The organism is Streptomyces sp. NBC_00178, from assembly GCF_036206005.1.
Taxonomy (GTDB): domain Bacteria; phylum Actinomycetota; class Actinomycetes; order Streptomycetales; family Streptomycetaceae; genus Streptomyces.
The window spans coordinates 6,252,526-6,270,415 of record NZ_CP108143.1 but is presented as its reverse complement, the minus strand read 5'-3'; the positions used below and the strand labels follow the sequence as shown (position 1 = coordinate 6,270,415).

Here is a 17,890-nt window from a genome sequence, read left to right as displayed (position 1 = left end):
GGACGACGGTGGTCCGTCCCTTGCGCGCGGACCGCGGACTTCACCGTCGTATCCCGGACTTCACCGTCGCCTCGCGGACTTGACCGTCGTATCCCGGACTTCACCGCCGCCTCGCGGACTTGATCCTCAACGACCGGCTTTGCCTCTCCCGCGACCGGGACCCGCGCCGACCGCGGCAGGGGTATCCCCCAGTGCCCCGTGGGGGATACCCCCAGAGGAAGTAGGGGACCGGCCACACCGCCCGGGTGATGCGCCTCCCCCGGCGTGTGGGGTGGAATCGGATCACCGTTCCGCACCCCTTCCGGAGGCTCACCCGTGACCGCCCCAGCGCACCGGCCGACGCAGCGCACCACCTCGTCGCTCGTCCTGGCCTTCGTCCGCTTCGTCGTCTGCGGCGGCGGGGTCGGCGTGGCATCGAGCGGCGTGTTGGTACTGGTCGGCGACCGGGTGCCCCTGCTGCTCGCGAATGCCGTGGTCACCGTCGTGTCCACGGTGATCGCGACGGAACTCCACAGCCGGATCTCCTTCCGCAGCGGTCGACGGGGATGGCGGATCCACGTGCAGTCGGGGCTGACGGTGGCCGTGAGCTATACCTTCACGACCGCGGCGCTGCTCGTGCTGCACTCCGTGCGGCCGGACCCCTCGGCCCTGGTCGAGCAGACGGTGTACCTCTCGGCCTCCGCGGTGGCCGGGGTGGGACGGTTCGCACTCCTGCGGGTGGTCGTCTTCGCCCGCCCCGTCACCGTGCCGGAAACGGTGTCCACCAAGGCCAAGGAGACTCTGGTCATGGCTGCCTGACCGCCCCTTGTGTGACGGATCATCATTTCCGCGGAATGGCGGGCCCCGGCCCCTCCGGGCGTTCAGCTCCCGTGCTGCGAGCCGTGCAGGTGGACCGCCCAGAGCAGCGTGCCGAGGGAGGCGGTGTGCAGGACGGCGCGCACCGTGTTCCACCTGGCCCAGCCCTCCTCGAACGCGGCACGCGCTGCTCGGAGACCGTCGGGCCCTGCGTCCGCGGGGACCTTGTCGAGCGCGTCGTTGAGCGGCACGTTCCGCGTACCGGTGACCATGAAGGCGGCCAGGTACAGCGCGAGCGCGGCGATGACCCAGGGCAGGGCGCCCGGGCTGTGCCCCCTGGCCGCGAGGACCGTCGCCAGCACGAGCAGGGGCAGGGGCAGCAGGAAGGGCACCAGGAACCACCCGTTGATGACGGCCCGGTTGATCTGCTGCATGGCACGGACGAACGCGCGGTCGTCCGTACGGGACAGCCCGGGCATGACGGCGTAGGCGAAGGCGCAGAACAGGCCAGCCATGAGTGCGGCCCCGATCGCCGCCGCCAGGAGTGTCGTGGTCTGCAGTGCTCTCACGGAAGCTCCGGTTCCGGGGCTGCCGCCCGCTCGCCGAGGATGGTGGCCCCTCGGGTCCGGCAAGCTGAACAGGCCTTCATCCCAAGGGCCTTGGCGCAGCGCATCGTAATACCGGCCACTGTCTCGCGCAGTCTTTTTCGTCAGGTCGTGGCGAGGGGTGGCAGCGGGGCCGGATCCGGCCGTCGCCGGGATTCCGGCCGGGATGACCCTCCGCCGGAGCGCCCGGCGCGGAGCCGTCGGCGGACGCATCGGCCGTGGACGGCATCGTCACACTTATGCCATACGATGCGCACACCTGTTCACATCCCTTCCGTTTGAGGATGCCTCCGTCATGCTTTTCGGTGTCACGTCCCGCTCCGTACGCGGTATATCGACCGTTGTCGCCCTTCTCGCGGTGGGAGCAGTGGGTTGCTCCGGCGCCCTCGACGGCGCGAAGGCCGGCGCCAAGAGCGCGTTGCGCCAGCGCTCCGTCTTCTCCCTCGTTCCGGGCGACTGCTACACCCCGAACAGCGTGGCGACGGCGAGTGAGGAGTTCGGCGTCGAGATCATCCCGTGCAAGGAGCCGCACAAGGGGCAGGTCGTGGGCGAGTTCTCGATCGAAGGCATCACCGAGTACCCCGGTGAGGACGGCGTGTCGAAGATCGCCGACAATCGCTGCCCCGTGGAGTCCCAGAAGTTCGTCTCCGACACCTGGGCGGTCCCTGCGGGCGTCGAGCTCTTCTACTACTACCCGACGGCCCAGAGCTGGCGGACCGGCGACCGCGCGGTGAGCTGCGCCTACACCCAGAAGTCGGGCACCTCCACCGGCTCCCTGAAGAACCGGTCCCTGAGCGCCGACCAGCTCGCGTACCTCAACGGCGCGAACGCCGTCTACGAAGCCCTGTGGGCGAACCAGCCCGAGGCCGAGCTGATCGAGGACGACCTGGCCGGCTACAGGAAGCAGGCCAAGGCCGTCGCAGCCGCACTCGACGGCCACCTCAAGACGATGAAGGGCATCCAGCAGCCGGAGACCGTCAAGCTCCGCACGAAGCTGGAGGAGACGGCCGAAGCCTGGCACGACGCCGCCAAGGCCAAGGACACGGACGCCTTCTACATCGCGTACGACCTCGCCTTCACCGGCATCGACCCGAAGAAGACCGTGGGGGCCCGCAAGGAACTGAAGCTGGCCACCACCGTGCCGGCCGACGACGCGGACGTCTGGGCCGGCTGAGGTCCGGGCACACCGGCCGCCGGACGGAGGGGGCGAGGCTGTCCGTCGCCCGGATCGTCCCCGGCCCCGCACGCCCACGCGCAGCCCGGCTCCCGAACACCCCTGCCCCGCACTCCCGTTGACTGCTCCTTGCCCCTCAGCCCCGTTCGGGCTTCCGTGCCAGGAAAGTGGCATGGGTCCTCGTGGCGCCCGGGGCGGGTTCCTCGATCAGCCGGGCCGTGACGACGAGCCCGGCCCCCCGCAGAAGTTCGGCGATGCGGTCGGGCGGTGACAGGTAGGACTCGTAGGACACCGGGTGGCCGCCGTACGCCTGTGTCGGGCGCAGGAGTTCTCCCGCTCCCGTATGACCGGCCACCATCACGTGGCCGCCCGGGGCGAGCGTCCGGTGGAACTCGCCGAAGACGACGGGCAGTTGGCCCGGTGGCGTGTGGTGGGTGGAGTAGTAGGCCAGGATGCCGCCGAGCGCGTCGTCGTCGATCGCGGGCGCGGTCATGGAGCCGACGGTGAACTCCAGGTGCGGGTGGGCGCGCCGCGCCAGTGCGACCATCTCCGGGGACAGGTCGACACCGAAGGCGGGCACACCGCGCCGGGCCAGGTACGCCGTCACCTTGCCGGGTCCGCATCCCAGGTCGGCCACGGGCCCCAGGCCGGATGCCAGGACCGTCTCGGCGAAGGCGTCCAGCATCCCGCGCGACAGGGGGTCCAGTTGCTCCGGGGCTTTGACCTGGGCGAAGTAGTCGGCGGCGACCGTGTCGTAGGACTTCCGGACGGCTGCGAGGTAGGCATGTTCAGGCACCCGCCGACTGTAGAGGACCATGGTGCGCGCCCGACGCACACGTGAGCGAATGCGAGCCCCGCGCAGCTGTGCCTGTGCCACCGCAGGTACGCGCAGGCGCCCACGCCGTCCCGTACGCAACGCGGCGGGTTGCGCGGCCCTCCCTCCATCGGCGTACACGGCCGCCGCTGTTCCGCTCGATCGGGTGCGCCCGGCTCGCGGGCGGGAGGGGGTCGCAGTGTGGTTGAGCCGACGGTGTGCCGGTCGCCCACGGCCTCGGCCGCACCGGCCCCCAGCTGAGAGGGAAGACCAGACATGTCCATGCGCGGATCCATAGCGGACCGTCGGCGTCGCGCGGCGGCCGTCGCCGCGGCGATGCTCTGCTCGTCGGTTCTCACCGGCCCGGAGATCGCCCGCGCGGGCGGTGCCACTCCACCGGAGGTGCCCGCGCCCCGGCCGGCCTGGAGCCCCTGCATACCCGGTAGCCCGTTCGACTGCGCCACCGTCCAGGTCCCGCTGGACCACCGGGCCCCGGGCGGCCGGGCCATCGGCCTCGCGGTGGTCCGGCACAAGGCACTCGACCCGGGGCGGCGCATCGGCACCCTGTTCTTCAACCCCGGCGGCCCGGGCGGGCCCGGCACGGTGCAGATGCCCCAGAACTACGAGGCGTTCCCGCAGACCGTGCGGGAGCGGTTCGACATCGTCAGCTGGGACCCCCGGGGGGTCGGCAACAGCACGGCGGTGAACTGCTTCGGCGACCCCGACGAGGCCGCCGACTGGCTGGCGAGGAAGCCGGCCGGCTTCCCTGTGGGCGAGGAGGAGCGGTCGGCCTGGATCTCCTCCTACAAGGACCTCGGGCGTCGCTGCGAGCAGCGCGACCCCGAGTTGCTGCGCCATGTGTCGACCGCCGAGACCGCGCAGGACCTCGACCTCCTGCGCAGGGCGGTCGGCGACCGGCAGCTCACCTACATGGGGATCTCCTACGGCACCATCCTGGGGGCCACCTACGCCAATCTCTTCCCCGGCAAGGTCCGTGCCATGGTCCTGGACAGCAACATCGACCCGCAGGCCTGGACGGACCACGGATCGCGGAAGGAGCCGTCACGGCCGACGTTCCTCCGCATGGGTTCGGACCGCACGGCGGCGGCGACCCTGAAGCAGTTCCTCACGCGGTGCGGGGCCACCGACGTCACCCGGTGCGCGTTCTCCGCCGGCAGCGCGAAGGCGACCGAGGCGAAGTTCGACAAGCTGACCGCACGTCTGCGGAAGCACCCCGTGGACGGGTGGACGTACGCCCGGACCGTCGCCGACGTCGTGAACAGTCTCTACATCGTGAACCCGGGATGGTCCGACCTCGCGGGCCGGCTGCAGGAGCTGTGGGAGGGCCGGGTCCCGGCGCCGCCCGTGTCCCCGCCGGCGCCCCCGGTTCCGGACCCCTCCCCGTACACGGGTGAAGAACAGGGCGGTGCCGTGCTCTGCGGCGACAGTCCCAATCCGCACGACCCCGGCGCCTTCCACGCGCTGGAGGAGGCGAGCGCCGCCCGCGCGGGTGACGCGGGCCGCTTCTGGACCTGGGCCGCCGAGCCCTGCTCGACCTGGCCCGTCCGGGCCGCCGAACAGTACAACGGCCCGTGGAACAAGCCCACCGCGAACCCCGTCCTGGTGGTGGGGACCGTCTACGACCCGTCCACGCCCTACGCCGGCGCCCAGGCGATGGCGAGGGAACTCGCCGACGCACGCCTGCTCACCAACACCGGCTACGGGCACACCGCCCTGCTCAATCCCAGCGGATGCGTCCAGGAACACGAGAGCCGGTACCTCGTCGACGGCGTCCTCCCGCCGTCCGGCACGACGTGCCGCCAGGACACACCGCCGTTCTCGTCCCCCAGGCCCCGGGGAGGGATCGCCGCCGGCGGAGGCGCGACGGCACGCGACTCCTCCTGAACCGGGACGCCCGCCCCGGCCCGCTTCGTCACCGTCCTCGCCGGGCGGTGACGAAGCGGGCCGGGGCATGTGCCGGCACCCCGGGCAGCATCCCGCCGCCGGGTCGGCGAAGCGCTGTCCACGGGGCCGACGGTGGCCGTCGGCCGCCGGGCGGTCGGGGTGCCCCGGGCGGGCGGCCGGGATGCTCCAGCGGCCGAGGAGCCCCGTGCAGGTGGCGCCGCGCATCGGGCCCCTGCACGTGGACGGGCCGGGTCCACCGGGACCCGCGTAGCCTTTCCCCTCCCGTCGTCACCCCGCCGCGCACCGGAGGACCGCTCCTTGAGCCCAGAACCGCAGCCGTACCGACTGACCGCGGGGGCCGCCGATTCGCCGGTGCTGCTGCACGTCCCGCACTCCTCCCGGGCCGTCCCGGCGGACGTACGCGAGGGCATCTCGCTCGACGACGAGGCGCTGGAGTCGGAACTCGACCACATCACGGACTCCCACACCGCCGAGTTGGCGAGGCTGGCGTCCGAGGCCTGCGCGGTGGCCCCCTGGACGTTCGTGAACGGCCTGTCGCGCCTCGTCGTCGACCCCGAGCGCTTCCCGGACGACCGGGAGGAGATGCTGGCCGTCGGCATGGGAGCGGTGTACACGCACACCACCCACCGCGAGCGTCTGCGTCCCGAGGGGAGCCGTCCGCAGCCGCTGCTCGACCGCTTCTTCCACCCGTACGCGGAGGCGATGACCGCCGCGGTGGACGCGCGGCTCGCAGCGACGGGACGTGCGGTCGTCATCGACGTCCATTCGTATCCGACCGCCCCGCTCCCCTACGAGCTGCACGGCACCGGGCCGCGCCCACCGGTCTGTCTGGGCACCGACGGCTTCCACACCCCGCCCGGGCTCCTGGCCCGGGCGGAGGCGGCGTTCGCCGGTTTCGGCGGCACGGGGCTCGACAGCCCGTTCCCCGGCACGTACGTCCCGTTGAAGCACTACGGGACGGACCGCCGGGTCGGCGCACTGATGATCGAGATCCGCCGCGACCTGTACATGTCCGAGCCCGGCGGCCCGGCCGGACCCGGGCTCGGCGCGCTGGCCACGGCTCTGGCGGAACTGGTGGACTCGCCGGACGTCCGGGGACCGGTCAGCGGGGCCGGGCGTACGGCCTGGTCATGATCTCCATGTTGTGGCCGTCCGGGTCGTCGAAGTAGGCCCCGCGGCCACCGAAGAGGCGGTTGATCCGCCCGGGTTCGGTGTGCCCGGGATCGGCGTAGTGGGTGACACCGAGGGCCTGCAGGCGTGCGACCATGCCGTCGAACTGTGCGTCGGGCACCAGGAACGCGTAGTGCTGTGCCTGCACCGGGGCGTCCCGCAGTTCGTAGTAGTCGAGGGTCACACCGTTGCCGAGGTCGACCGGCAGGAAGGGGCCGAACGGCGCGCCCACCTCCAGGTCCAGCACGGCGGCGATGAACTCGGCCGACAGGCTGCGGTCCCGGGCGTACACCGCCGTGTGGTTCAACTGGACGACGGTGGTGCCCTGATCGGTCGCGGGCGGGTGCTGTGCGTGGGTCATGTCGGATACGTCTTCCGTGTCGTGGATTCCGCTGGGACGGGGGCGCCGCACGGGGCGCTCCGGAATGCACGACGGGACGGCGGGGCCCTGGCCCGCCACGCCCTCACGCAGGGGCCGGGCGCTTCTCTCGTACGCGGCCCATGGCCGACCCGGCAGTCACAGGCCCGATCCTAAGGGCTGTCCCGCCGCCGGGACACCCCGCCCGACGGCGGGGCCGCGGCGCGCGGGCCGCTCGGAAGGGCGGTCAGGGGCGCCTGTGGCGAGATCTCCCCGACGGTCGTACCGCACCCGTGGCCGGGACGGCCCTCAGGCGAAGGCGGCCGTGTTGCGCCTCGCCCATGCGGCGAACGTACGGGCCGGACGCCCCAGCAGGCGTGCGACGTCGGGGCTCACCCGCTGCTCGGCGGGCAGCGGGCTGCCGAGGATGCCCAGGGTGCTGTCCACGACCTGTTCGGGCATGAACCGCAGCATCTGCGCACGGGCTTCCGCGGCGCTCCGCTCGACGAAGCGGACCTCTTCGCCGAGCGCATCTCCGATCGCGGCGGCCTGCTGCCTGGGTGACACCGCTGACGGACCGGTGAGCTCGTACGTCCTGCCCTCGTGGCCGTCCTCGCTGAGGGTCAGGGCCGCCACCTCCGCGATGTCCGCCGGGTCGACGACCGGCAGGGCCACGTCACCGAAGGGCGCCTCGACCGACCTGTGCACACGGATCGTTCCGGCCCACTGGAGGGTGTTGGAGCTGAACCCCGCCGGGCGCAGCATCGTCCAGCCGAGTCCCGACCGCTTCACCGCGTCCTCCAGGAACGGCGGGTGCCGGTGCGTGGCGACCCCCTGCGAGGAGAGGTGGACGATCCGCCGGAGACCCGCGGACCGGGCGGCGTCGATGATGCCGGCGGGATCACCGCCGGCGGCCAGCCAGTCGCCGGTGATCAGCAGGAAGAGCGCCTCGGCTCCGTCCAGTGCGGGCTTGAGGCCGTCCGGGTCGGTGAGGTCCGCCGTCCGGTGCTCCACCCCCGTGGGGAGGCCGGGTGCCGCGCCGCCGCGGGAGACCGCGGTCACCCGCTCCCCCGACGCCGCGAGGGCCTGCACAAGTGGCCTGCCCACGTTGCCTGTTGCTCCGGTCACCACGATCATGGTCGCTCCCCTGGTCACGTTCTGCGCGGTCGGGTGGAAAGCTACCGACCAGGGGACAGTGGGTACCTAGGGGAAAGTATCGGCGAGGAGGCCTTTTGTGACCGACACCACATGGCAGGCGGAGCGGTCCGATCCTGAACTGGCTTGTCCGATCGCCCCGGTGGTCGACATCGTCTTCAGCCGGTGGACCACCCCGATCCTCTGGGCGCTCCACGCGTCCGGCCGGCAGCGTTTCGTCGAGCTGGAGCGCCGGCTGACCGCGATCTCGCCGAAGGTGCTGACCCAGCGGCTCCGGCAGCTCGAACGCGACGGGCTCGTCCTGCGCACGTACTACGCGGAGGTGCCGCCCCGGGTCGAGTACGAGATCACCGAACTGGGGGCCAGCCTGGCCCCGTTGTTCGCCTCACTGGCGACGTGGGCCGGCGAGCGGCTGCCGGAGGTCGACCGCGCGCGCTCGGACTACGACGCGCGCGAGCCCGCGCCCGCCCGCCGCCGCCGCTGAGCGGATGCTCCCCACGGCGGGCGGGCGGGCAGGCGGGCCGGGCGGGCAGGCGGTCCTGACGGGCCGGGCGGTCAGAAGAACACGCCGCAGCGCAGCAGCACGTTGGCGTACGGCCGCGCCTCACCCGTGCGTACCACCAGGCGGGCGGAGGCGCTGAGTTCCTTCAGCCGTTCGTGCGACACGTGCGTGAGCGCGGGGAGCCGGGCGGCCAGGAGGCCGGCCGCCTCGGGGTTGGCCTCGGTGATCTCCTCGGCCGCGGTCGCGCTCTCCACGACCAGTTCTGCCAGCAGTCCGTCCAGGACCTCGGCGAACGCCGGCACGCCCGCCCTGAAGGCCAGGTCGACGACCCGAGGACCGTCCGGGATGGGCATGCCCACGTCGCAGATCAGGACGCCGTCGCCGTGGCCGAGTTCGGCCAGGGCTCCCGCGAGGTGGCGGTTGAGTATGCCGGTCTTCTTCACAGTGCCGCGACTTCTTCCGAGGTGGGGAAGGACGCCTGCGCGCCCTCCTTGGTGACGGCCGCCGCGCCGACCCGCACGGCGAAACCGGCGGCCCGGGTGAGTTCCTCGCCCAGCCCGAGGCGCCAGGCCAGGGCCGCCGTGAAGGCGTCCCCCGCGCCGGTGGTGTCCACCGCCGCGACCTTCGGGCTCGGCACGCGCACGGCCTCGCCGGTGCGCGTGTCGGAGACCAGCGCCCCTCCGGCGCCCAGCGTGATGACGACGGAGCGCGGGCCGAGGGCGGTGAGCCCCCGTGCCCAGGACTCCGGGGTGTCGCCGGCGCCCTCCCCGAGGATGAACCGGGCCTCGTGCTCGTTGACCACCAGCGGATCGCAGGCGGCGAGCACCTCGTCGGGAAGGGGCGCCGGCGGGGAGGGGTTGAGGACCAGACGCGTGTCCGGTCCCAGTGCGCGGGCCGTCTCCGCGACGGTGTCCAGCGGGATCTCCAACTGGACGGAGACGACGCGGGCCGCCGCGAACAGCCGGCCCGACGCCCTGATGTCGTCGGATGTCAGCCGGGCGTTGGCGCCCGGCGAGACGACGATGCTGTTGTCGCCCGAGGGGTCGACGGTGATGAGGGCGACCCCGGTGGGGGCGCCGCCGACGAGGACCCCACCGGTGTCGACGCCCGCCTCCTGCTGCGAGGCCCGCAGCATGCGCCCGTGGGCGTCGTCGCCCACCCGTGCCAGCAGAGCCGTACGGGCTCCGAGGCGGGCGGCGGCCACGGCCTGGTTGGCGCCCTTGCCGCCGGGGTGGACGACGAGGTCGGAGCCGAGCACGGTCTCCCCGGCTCCCGGCCGGCGGTCGACACCGACGACGAGGTCGGCGTTGGCCGAGCCGACGACCAGGAGGTCGTAACGGGAGGGTGCGGGGTCCTCGTTGACGTACATCTGGTTCGTGCCTTCCTTGATCAGGAGAAGTCGGCGACGTTCTGCCGGGTGACGACCTTGACCGGCACCATCACCGCGCTGTCGACCTTCTTGCCGTCGGCGGCGCGGACGGCGTTCTGCACGGCGATCTTCCCGAGCTCCTTGGGCTGCTGGGCGACGGAGGCGTACAGGGTGCCCGTGCCGACCGCCTTGAGGCCGTCCGGGGTCCCGTCGAAGCCGACGACCGAGACGGACTTCCCGGCCTTGCTGCCGAGGGCCTTGGCCGCACCGAGCGCCATCTCGTCGTTCTCGGCGAACACTCCGGTGATACCGGGGTGGGCCTGGAGCACGTTGGTCATGACGTCCAGACCCTTGGTGCGGTCGAAGTCCGCGGGCTGCTTGGCCACGATCTTGATGCCCGGGTACGCCTTGATGCCTGCGGCGAATCCCGCGCCACGCTCCCGGCTGGCGGAGGTGCCGGCCGTGCCCTGGAGGACGGCGATGCTGCCCTTGCCGCCGAGCTTCTCGGCGAGCGTCTTCGCTGCGAGCTTGCCGCCCGCCACGTTGTCGGAGGCGACGAGCGTCGCGGTCCTGGCCTTGTTGACGCCGCGGTCGGCGGCGACCACCGGGATGCCGTCCTTGTTGGCGCTGCGGACGCTGGGGCCCACCGCGTCGGAGTCCACCGGGTTGACGATGATGGAGTCCAGGCCGGAGCTGGTGAAGTTCTCCAGCTGGTTGGCCTGCTGCGAGGCGTCGTTCTGGGCGTCGGTGACCGTCAGGTCGACACCGGCCTTCTTGGCCTCCTGCTGCGCGCCCTGCTTCATCTGGACGAAGAACGGGTTGTTCAGCGTGGAGAGGGAGACGCCGATCTTCTTGGTGCCGCCGGAGGAACCGGAGTGGAAGAACGACACGGCCGCGACGACGGCGGCCACGAGGACCACCGCGATGCCGAGCTGCCCGGCTTTCTTCCCCCTCGACCCCGGCGACCCGGTCGCGGCGGACGAACCGGCCGCGGACGGGGCACCCGAGCCGGCCTTACGGCGCAGGGTGTCCAGCAGCACCGCGAGTGCGATGACGACACCGATGACGACCTGCTGCCAGAACGCGGACACGGAGAGCAGGTTGAGGCCGTTGCGCAGGACGGCGAGGATCAGCGCGCCGATCAGGGTGCCGGACGCCTTGCCGACGCCGCCCGCGAGGCTGGCGCCGCCGATGACGACCGCCGCGATCGCGTCGAGCTCGTAGCCCTGCGCGGCCTGGGGCTGCGCGGAGGTCAGGCGGGAGGCGAGGACGATGCCCGCGACGGCGGCGAAGAGGCCGGCCAGGGCGTAGATCGCGAGCTTCTGCTTCTTGACCCGCAGTCCGGAGAGGCGTGCCGCCTCCTCGTTGCCGCCGATGGCGTACATGGAGCGGCCGATGTAGGTGCGGCCCAGGATGAGCGCCGTGACCAGGCCGGCCGCGATCATCACGAGGACCGGGACGGGCAGCCACCCGCCGAGGGTGTCGCCGAGGTGGGAGATGGAGCTGGGGAAGGCGATGGGGCTGCCCTGGGAGATGACCAGGGACAGGCCGCGGGCGACCGAGAGCATGGCCAGCGTCGCGATGAACGAGGGCAGTTTGCCGTACGCGACGAGGGCACCGCTGATGAGTCCGCAGACGAGACCCGTGGCGATGGCGAATATGACCGCCAGCCAGACGGGCACGCCTGCCGAGGTGGCCGACCAGGCGAGCACGGTCGCGGACAGGGCCGCGACCGATCCGACGGAGAGGTCGATGCCCGCGGACACGATGACGAAGGTGACGCCGAACGCGAGGATCGCGGTCACGGCGGCCTGCACACCGACGTTCAGCAGGTTCTGCGTGGTGAGGAAGTCGCCCGACAGCAGCGACAGCGCCACCACGAGGACGATCAGGGCGCTCAGGGCGCCGTTCTGGAGCAGGACGCGCCGGAGGGTGTTCCCGGCGCCGCCGGCCCCCTTGGTGCTCGGATGCGTGTCAGTGGCCACGGGGGCTCTCCTCTGCCTTCTCGGTGGGTGCGGTCGTGGGGGCGGCGCTGACGGCGAGTGCCATCACCGCGTCCTGGGTGGCTTCTTGGGCGGGGAGTTCACCGGCGATGCGTCCCTGGGCCATGACGATGACCCGGTCGCTCATCCCGAGGACCTCGGGGAGGTCGCTGGAGATCATCAGGACGGCGTGTCCCGAGGCGGTGAGCTCGTTGACGAGCTGGTAGATCTCGACCTTGGCTCCGACGTCGATGCCCCGGGTGGGCTCGTCGAGGATCAGGACCCGGGTGTCGGCGAGGAGCCATTTCCCGATGACGACCTTCTGCTGGTTGCCACCGGACAGGGTGCGGACGTGCTGGCCGAGGCCGGCCATCCGCACGCCGAGCTGTTCCGCGATGCGGGCGGCGGCGGCGCGCTGCCCCTTGACGTCGACGATTCCGGAACGGGTCGCCGAGCGCAGGGTGACCAGGCCGAGGTTCTCCTGCACCGAGGCGTCGAGCACGAGCCCCTGGCCCTTGCGGTCCTCGGGGACGAGCCCGATGCCGGCTCCCATGGCCGCGGTCACGTCGTGCTTGCCGATCCGCTCGCCGGCGACGTCGACCGTGCCGGAGTCGTAGGTGTCGGCGCCGAACACGGCGCGGGCGACCTCGGTGCGGCCCGCTCCGACCAGGCCGGCGAGGCCGACGACCTCACCTGCCCGGACGTCGAAGCTGATGTCGTGGAACACGCCGTCGCGGGTGAGTCCCCGCACGGAGAGCAGGGCCTCGCCCGTCTCGGGCCGCTCGCGCGGGTACTGCTGGTCGATGCTGCGGCCGACCATCAGCTGGACGAGTTCCTCCTCGGGCGTGGTGGCGGGCACCTGGTCGATGCTGCGGCCGTCGCGCAGGACGGTGACGCGGTCGCCGAGGGCCGCGATCTCCTCCAGGTGATGGGTGATGAAGACGATGCCGACGCCGTCCGCACGCAGCTGCCGCACGATCCCGAAGAGCTTGTCGACCTCGCCGGAGGTCAGCACGGCGGTCGGCTCGTCCATGATGAGGACGCGTGCGTCCAGGCTGAGCGCCTTGGCGATCTCGACCATCTGGAGCCGGGCGATGCCCAGTTCGCGGACCTTCACCCGAGGGGAGACGTGCAGGCCCACGCGGCGCAGGAGCACCTCGGCGTCGGCCTCCATGCGCGCGCGGTCGATCATGCCGAGCCGGCGCGGCTGACGGCCCAGGAAGATGTTCTCGGCGACCGTCAGATCGGGGACCAGGTTGAACTCCTGGTAGATCGTGGCGATTCCGAGCTTCTCGGCGTCCTGCGCACCGTGGATGCGCACCTCCTGGCCGCCGGCGAAGATCCGGCCGCTGTCCGGGCGGTAGGCGCCGGAGAGCATCTTGATGAGGGTGCTCTTGCCTGCACCGTTCTCACCGAGAAGGACGTGCACTTCGCCGCTGCGGAGGTCGAAATCGACACGGTCCAGGGCGACTACACCGGGGAAGGTCTTGCGTACGCCTTCGATGCGCAGCAACTCGACCGATTCACTCACTCGTTGCTCCCGGGATTCGGGGTGCGCTCGCCGCAGGAGCTGCGTACGACGAGGCGGGCGGGCAGGGTGACGGACTGCGGGGGGCGGCCCTCGACGATGTCGACGAGCGCACGGACGGCGGCGCGGCCGAGGTCGCCCGTCGGCTGGGCGATCGCGGTGATCGGCGGGCCCGTGTGGACGAACCACGGGATGTCGTCGAACGCCGCGATCCCGATGTCCTCCGGGACGCGCAGACCGCGCGCACGGATGGCGTCCAGGGCGCCGAGTGCCATCAGGTTGTCGGCGGCGAAGACGATCTCGGGCGGTTCGGGGAGCGCCAGGAAGTGCTCGGTGACGCGCCGTCCGCTGTCGGCCTGGAAGTCGCCCTGCCCGATGTAGGCGTCGGGCAGCGCGAGTCCGTGGGCCCGCATGGCTTTCCTGAAGGCTTCGACCCGCTCGTTGCCGGTGGTGGTGGCCGCCGGGCCGGCGATGATGGCGAGCCTGCGGTGGCCGAGCGCGTGGAGGTGGGCCACCAGGTCCTGGATGGCGACGTGACCGTCCGCGCGGACGACCGGAACCTCCACCCCGGGCATCCAGCGGTCGACGAAGACCATCGGTGTGCCGGTGCGTGCGACGTCCAGGAGCAGGGGGGACTCGCCGTCGGCGGGCGAGACCAGGAGTCCGTCGATCCTGCGGTCCAGGAGCGTGCGGACGTGGTGGTCCTGCTGTGCGGGCCGCTCGTCGGCGTTTCCGATGATCACGCTGTACCCGAGCGCGCGGGCCTCCTCCTCGACGGAGCGGGCCAGGGCGGTGAAGTACGGGTTGAGCACGTCACTGATGACGAGCCCGAGGGTGCGCGTCTGGTCGGTGCGCAACGAGCGGGCCACGGCGTTGGGCCGGTAGCCGAGCACGTCGACGGCGGCGAGGACGCGTCTGCGTGCGTCCGGGCTTACGGAGGGATGGCTGTTGAGGACGCGGGAGACCGTGGCGACAGACACTCCCGCCTCGGCCGCGACATCCTTGATGCTCGCCATTTCCGGACCACCTCCTTGTGGTTTCCGTGAGCATCGAGTCCGACGGAACCAGCCGTGGAATCGATTACAAAGTTGATTGGAATCGATTACATGGCCGAAAACAAGTACCTGGAGGTCGGATGTGACCCAAACGACATCCGGAGGGAACCGCGCACCGCCCCACGGGAACCCGCACCCGGCCCCACGCTTCCGGGAACCCCGTCCCGCATCCGGGAAACGCGAAAGGACCCCAGATCGACTGGGGTCCCTGCTTCACTGGTGTCCGAGGGGGGACTTGAACCCCCACGCCCGATAAAGGGCACTAGCACCTCAAGCTAGCGCGTCTGCCATTCCGCCACCCGGACAAGGTGTCTGCCGTTCACGGTGTGTTCCCCGTGGCGACAAGGAAAACAATACCAGGGGTTCGGGGTGCCTCTCACCTGCGTTTTAGGTGGTCAGTGCGGGTGACGGGGCACCCGCAGGCACGGCCCGTCGCCGCGCGCACTCTCCGTGGCGTGCCGCGTGCGTACCGTCGCGCCGGGCTACCTTCGCGGGCATGAGCGGCAAGAGCGGGAGTGACAGGAGCGGGGCCTGGAGCGGGCCGGGCAAGCACGTCCACCGGCCGCCGCGCGCGCTGACCTCGCTGCGCGAGCGGCTGCGCGACAGCTTCTGGTTCGCGCCGGCGGCGGGGCTGGTGGTCGCCTTCTGCCTGTGGTGGGGCCTGGCCGAGCTGGACCACGCGATCGTCGCGCACCTGAAGGAGGAGCGGGCGTACGAGGAGATCGGGGACCTCCTCTCCTTCGCCGTGGACGCACGGACCATCGTGACCACCGTCAGCGCCGCGATGATGACCTTCATCGGTGTCGTCTTCAGCATCTCGCTGGTGGCCGTGCAGATGGCGAGCGGGCAGCTGACCCCGCGCCTGGTGCGGATCTTCGTGCGGAGCCGGATCAGCAAGCTCACGCTGACGGTGTTCCTCGCGACCTTCGCCTTCTCGCTGCTCGTCCTGACCTCGTACGAGGGCGGGACCGACCCCGACCCCCGGCGCGTGACGTCGGTGCCCCTCCTGCAGAGCCTGCTGACCCTGGGTCTGGTGGGCCTGAGTCTGCTGCTGTTCGTGGCCTACGTCTCCGCGACCCTGCGGCTGATGCAGGTCGGCCCGGTCCTCGACCACATCGCCCGCGAGTCCCTTCGTGCCCTGGCGCGGCATTCCGGCGGGCCCGGGGAGCGGCCCCCGTTGGGGCCGGCCACCGCGGAGATGACGTACCGGGGCCGGGCCGGGGTACTGCGCGAAGTGCACGTCGCACGGCTCGTGCGGGTCGCGGAGCGTCACGGGACCGTGCTGCGACTCCTGCCGCGCACCGGGGACTTCGTGGTGCCGGGGACACCGGTCCTGTCCGTGCACGGCGGGGCCGCGCCGTCCTCGCGGGCCCTGGGCCGCACCCTGTTCGTGGGCGTCGACCGGGCCCTGTACCAGGACCCGGCCTTCGGGCTGCGGCAGTTGTCGGACATCGCCCTGCGCGCGCTGTCCCCGGCGGTCAACGATCCGACGACCGCCGTGCAGTGCCTGGACCGGATCGTGCAGTTCCTCTCGGCGGCCGCTGACCTGCCGCTGGGCCCGCTGCTGCACCGGGACCGGCGGGGCGAGGTCCGCCTCGTCCAGGACGTACCGGGGTGGACCGACCTCGTGGACCTGGCGTTCGAGGAGATCCGCGGGTGCGCGACCGGGAGTCCGCAGGTCACACGGCGGCTGCTGGCGGCCTTCGACGATCTGGTGCTGCTCGCACCGCAGGAGCGGAGGGCAGCGGTCCGGCGGCACCGCGCGCTCCTGGTGCAGGCCGTGGAGCGCACGGTGCCGGCGGCCGCCGACCGGGCCTTCGCGCTGAGCCCCGACCGCCAGGGCATCCGCTGAGGCGCCCGGTTACGGCATGAGGTGGTAGTCCGGGAAGTTGCCCGGCGGCCTCTCCTCCCCCGGGCCGTCGGTCACAGCACGCACGAGGAGTTCACCGCCCACGAAGGCGCCACGCCAGGATGCGCCGAAGCCGCCGAAGAGCTCCTCCCGGTCCCCGCGTGAACGCGGTGTGCCGTGACCGGTCTTGAACGCCCGGATCTGCGGAGCGAGCCTCTCGTACGTCGCCGGGTCGTCGGTGGACAGAGTGGCGACCAGGGCACCGTTCGACGCGTTCATGGCTGCGAGGAGTTCGGCCTCCGTGTCGACGAGGACGATCGTGTCGACCGGCCCGAAGGGCTCGGCGTGGTGGAGCGGGGAGGACGGCGGGGGGTTGAGCAGCGTGACCGGCTGGAGGTAGGCGCTGGTGTCCTGCCCCGGCAGGAACAGGGCGTCGGCGGACGATCCCTGGTGCAGGGGCACCGCGCCGCGGTCGATCGCCTCGGTGACCTGGTCGTGCAGTTCCTTGGCCTTGGTCGCGTTGATCAGGGGGCCGAAGTCCAGGCTCGGAAGCGGGTCGGAGGGGTGCTGCACAGCGAGCGGGTGGCCGGTGCGCAGGGAGCGTACGGCGGGCAGGTAGGCCGCCAGGAACTCGGCGAAGAGGTTGCGCTGGACGACGAACCGGGGGTAGGCGGTGCAGCGCTGTTTGCCGTAGTCGAAGAGTTTCGGGATGACGGCGGAGAGCGCGGGCCAGTCGGTGAAGTTCCAGATGCCCCAGGTGTTGAGGCCCTCCTGTTCGAGGATGTGCCGCTTGCCGAGGTCGGTGACGGCGGTGGCGATGCGGGCGCCGGTGTCCCGGCCGCCGACGAAGGACACGCAGCCGATCTCGGGCGACCGGACCAGGGGCTCGGAGAGTTCGCTCCCGCTTCCGCTGAGGAGGGTGAGCGGCACCCCCTCACGGGCGGCGAGCGCGCAGGCCAGGGTCAGGCAGGCGACACCGCCGTCCGTCGGGGTCTTGGCGATGACGGCGTTGCCGGCGAGCGCCTGCACGAGCATGGCGTGGACGAGCACCGACATGGGGTAGTTCCAGCTGGCGATGTTGGAGACGGGGCCGGCGAGCGGCGTCCGGCCGGCCAGCAGGCGGTCGCTGTGGTCGACGTACCAGCGCACGCCGTCGATGGCACGGTCCACGTCGGCCTGCGCCAGACGCCAGGGTTTGCCGATCTCCCAGACCAGGAGCAGGGCGAGGAGCTCGCGGTGCTCGGTCAGGGCGTCGAGCGTGGCCGAGACGCGGGCGCGCCGTTCGGCGAGCGGGATGTGGCGCCAGGCGCGGTGGGCGTCGAGCGCCGCCCGCACCGCCTCCCGGGCGGCCGGGGCGCCGAGACGGGGCGGTCCCGCGATGGGGGTGCCGTCGACGGGGCTGGTCGCGGGCAGCGCGCGCCCGTCGAGATGCCAGGCGGCGCCCCAGAGGTTGCTGACGCGGTCGTCCTGGAAGGCTTCGGGGGCCGTGGCCAGGCAGCGGCGCCAGGCGTCCTGCCAGGCCGTTCCCGGCTTGATGGTCAGGGTGGTGGCTGAGGGTGTCATGCGGTCTCCGCTCTGGGATGCGGGTGACGGGATGTGCGGGGGCGT

The 17,890-nt window shown here is 72.0% G+C and carries 16 protein-coding genes and 1 tRNA gene; 6 read left to right on the top strand and 11 right to left on the bottom strand.

Features of this window, described 5'->3' with window-relative positions:
* Positions 1-315: 315 nt before the first annotated feature.
* The gene (locus tag OHT61_RS27395) at positions 316-798 is read left to right on the top strand and encodes a GtrA family protein (RefSeq protein ID WP_329041877.1); all 483 of its coding nucleotides are present in this window, start codon (positions 316-318) and stop codon (positions 796-798) included.
* A 62-nt stretch (positions 799-860) separates the two neighbouring features.
* On the opposite strand, the gene OHT61_RS27390 is transcribed toward OHT61_RS27395, so the two are convergent.
* Positions 861-1,364 (bottom strand): anthrone oxygenase family protein, encoded by a 504-nt coding sequence (locus tag OHT61_RS27390; RefSeq protein WP_329041876.1) that lies wholly within the window; start codon positions 1,362-1,364, stop codon positions 861-863.
* Between the two features lie 331 nt (positions 1,365-1,695).
* On the opposite strand from OHT61_RS27390, the gene OHT61_RS27385 reads away from it, so the two are divergent.
* Complete coding sequence (locus OHT61_RS27385; protein WP_329041875.1) at positions 1,696-2,574, top strand: septum formation family protein; 879 nt, start codon at positions 1,696-1,698, stop codon at positions 2,572-2,574.
* A 136-nt stretch (positions 2,575-2,710) separates the two neighbouring features.
* On the opposite strand, the gene OHT61_RS27380 is transcribed toward OHT61_RS27385, so the two are convergent.
* Positions 2,711-3,370, bottom strand: coding sequence for a class I SAM-dependent methyltransferase (locus OHT61_RS27380; protein ID WP_329041874.1), 660 nt, complete (start codon positions 3,368-3,370; stop codon positions 2,711-2,713).
* Between the two features lie 294 nt (positions 3,371-3,664).
* Here OHT61_RS27380 and OHT61_RS27375 point away from each other — a divergent pair, with 294 nt between their 5' ends.
* Both OHT61_RS27375 and OHT61_RS27370 read left to right on the top strand, forming a co-directional pair.
* A complete protein-coding gene (locus OHT61_RS27375; RefSeq protein ID WP_329041872.1) occupies positions 3,665-5,293 on the top strand; it encodes an alpha/beta hydrolase in 1,629 nt (542 codons plus the stop codon).
* A gap of 318 nt (positions 5,294-5,611) precedes the next feature.
* Positions 5,612-6,448 (top strand): N-formylglutamate amidohydrolase, encoded by an 837-nt coding sequence (locus OHT61_RS27370; protein ID WP_329041870.1) that lies wholly within the window; start codon positions 5,612-5,614, stop codon positions 6,446-6,448.
* On the opposite strand, the gene OHT61_RS27365 is transcribed toward OHT61_RS27370, so the two are convergent.
* Both OHT61_RS27365 and OHT61_RS27360 read right to left on the bottom strand, forming a co-directional pair.
* Complete coding sequence (locus tag OHT61_RS27365) at positions 6,417-6,845, bottom strand: VOC family protein (protein WP_329041869.1); 429 nt, start codon at positions 6,843-6,845, stop codon at positions 6,417-6,419. The genes OHT61_RS27370 and OHT61_RS27365 overlap by 32 nt on opposite strands.
* 306 nt (positions 6,846-7,151) lie before the next feature.
* Positions 7,152-7,979 carry an NAD(P)H-binding protein gene (locus tag OHT61_RS27360; protein ID WP_329041867.1) on the bottom strand — a complete coding sequence of 276 codons (828 nt, stop codon included), beginning with the start codon at positions 7,977-7,979 and terminating at the stop codon, positions 7,152-7,154.
* A 97-nt stretch (positions 7,980-8,076) separates the two neighbouring features.
* Between OHT61_RS27360 and OHT61_RS27355 the strand changes: the two genes are divergently transcribed.
* A complete protein-coding gene (locus tag OHT61_RS27355; protein ID WP_329041865.1) occupies positions 8,077-8,481 on the top strand; it encodes a winged helix-turn-helix transcriptional regulator in 405 nt (134 codons plus the stop codon).
* A 71-nt stretch (positions 8,482-8,552) separates the two neighbouring features.
* Here OHT61_RS27355 and rbsD read toward each other — a convergent pair whose 3' ends face one another.
* The 6 genes from rbsD to OHT61_RS27325 form a co-directional block, all read right to left on the bottom strand.
* On the bottom strand, positions 8,553-8,942 hold the full coding sequence (rbsD, locus tag OHT61_RS27350) for a D-ribose pyranase (protein WP_329041864.1): 390 nt from the start codon (positions 8,940-8,942) through the stop codon (positions 8,553-8,555).
* On the bottom strand, positions 8,939-9,868 hold the full coding sequence (locus OHT61_RS27345) for a ribokinase (RefSeq protein WP_329041863.1): 930 nt from the start codon (positions 9,866-9,868) through the stop codon (positions 8,939-8,941). Before OHT61_RS27345 ends, rbsD begins: the two co-directional genes overlap by 4 nt.
* 20 nt (positions 9,869-9,888) lie before the next feature.
* Positions 9,889-11,853 (bottom strand): ABC transporter permease/substrate-binding protein, encoded by a 1,965-nt coding sequence (locus tag OHT61_RS27340; protein ID WP_329041862.1) that lies wholly within the window; start codon positions 11,851-11,853, stop codon positions 9,889-9,891.
* A complete protein-coding gene (locus tag OHT61_RS27335; RefSeq protein ID WP_329041861.1) occupies positions 11,843-13,381 on the bottom strand; it encodes a sugar ABC transporter ATP-binding protein in 1,539 nt (512 codons plus the stop codon). The genes OHT61_RS27340 and OHT61_RS27335 overlap by 11 nt, the downstream gene beginning before the upstream one ends.
* Positions 13,378-14,394, bottom strand: a complete 1,017-nt coding sequence (locus OHT61_RS27330) for a LacI family DNA-binding transcriptional regulator (protein WP_329041860.1) — start codon at positions 14,392-14,394, stop codon at positions 13,378-13,380. Before OHT61_RS27330 ends, OHT61_RS27335 begins: the two co-directional genes overlap by 4 nt.
* 256 nt (positions 14,395-14,650) lie before the next feature.
* A tRNA-Leu gene (locus OHT61_RS27325) sits at positions 14,651-14,738 on the bottom strand.
* 191 nt (positions 14,739-14,929) lie between these two features.
* Here OHT61_RS27325 and OHT61_RS27320 point away from each other — a divergent pair.
* Positions 14,930-16,285, top strand: a complete 1,356-nt coding sequence (locus tag OHT61_RS27320; protein WP_329041859.1) for a DUF2254 domain-containing protein — start codon at positions 14,930-14,932, stop codon at positions 16,283-16,285.
* A 9-nt stretch (positions 16,286-16,294) separates the two neighbouring features.
* Here the strand turns inward: OHT61_RS27320 and OHT61_RS27315 are convergent, their stop codons facing one another.
* Entirely contained in the window at positions 16,295-17,845 is a 1,551-nt protein-coding gene (locus tag OHT61_RS27315; RefSeq protein WP_329041858.1) for an aldehyde dehydrogenase family protein, read from the bottom strand.
* Between the last annotated feature and the right edge of the window lie 45 nt (positions 17,846-17,890).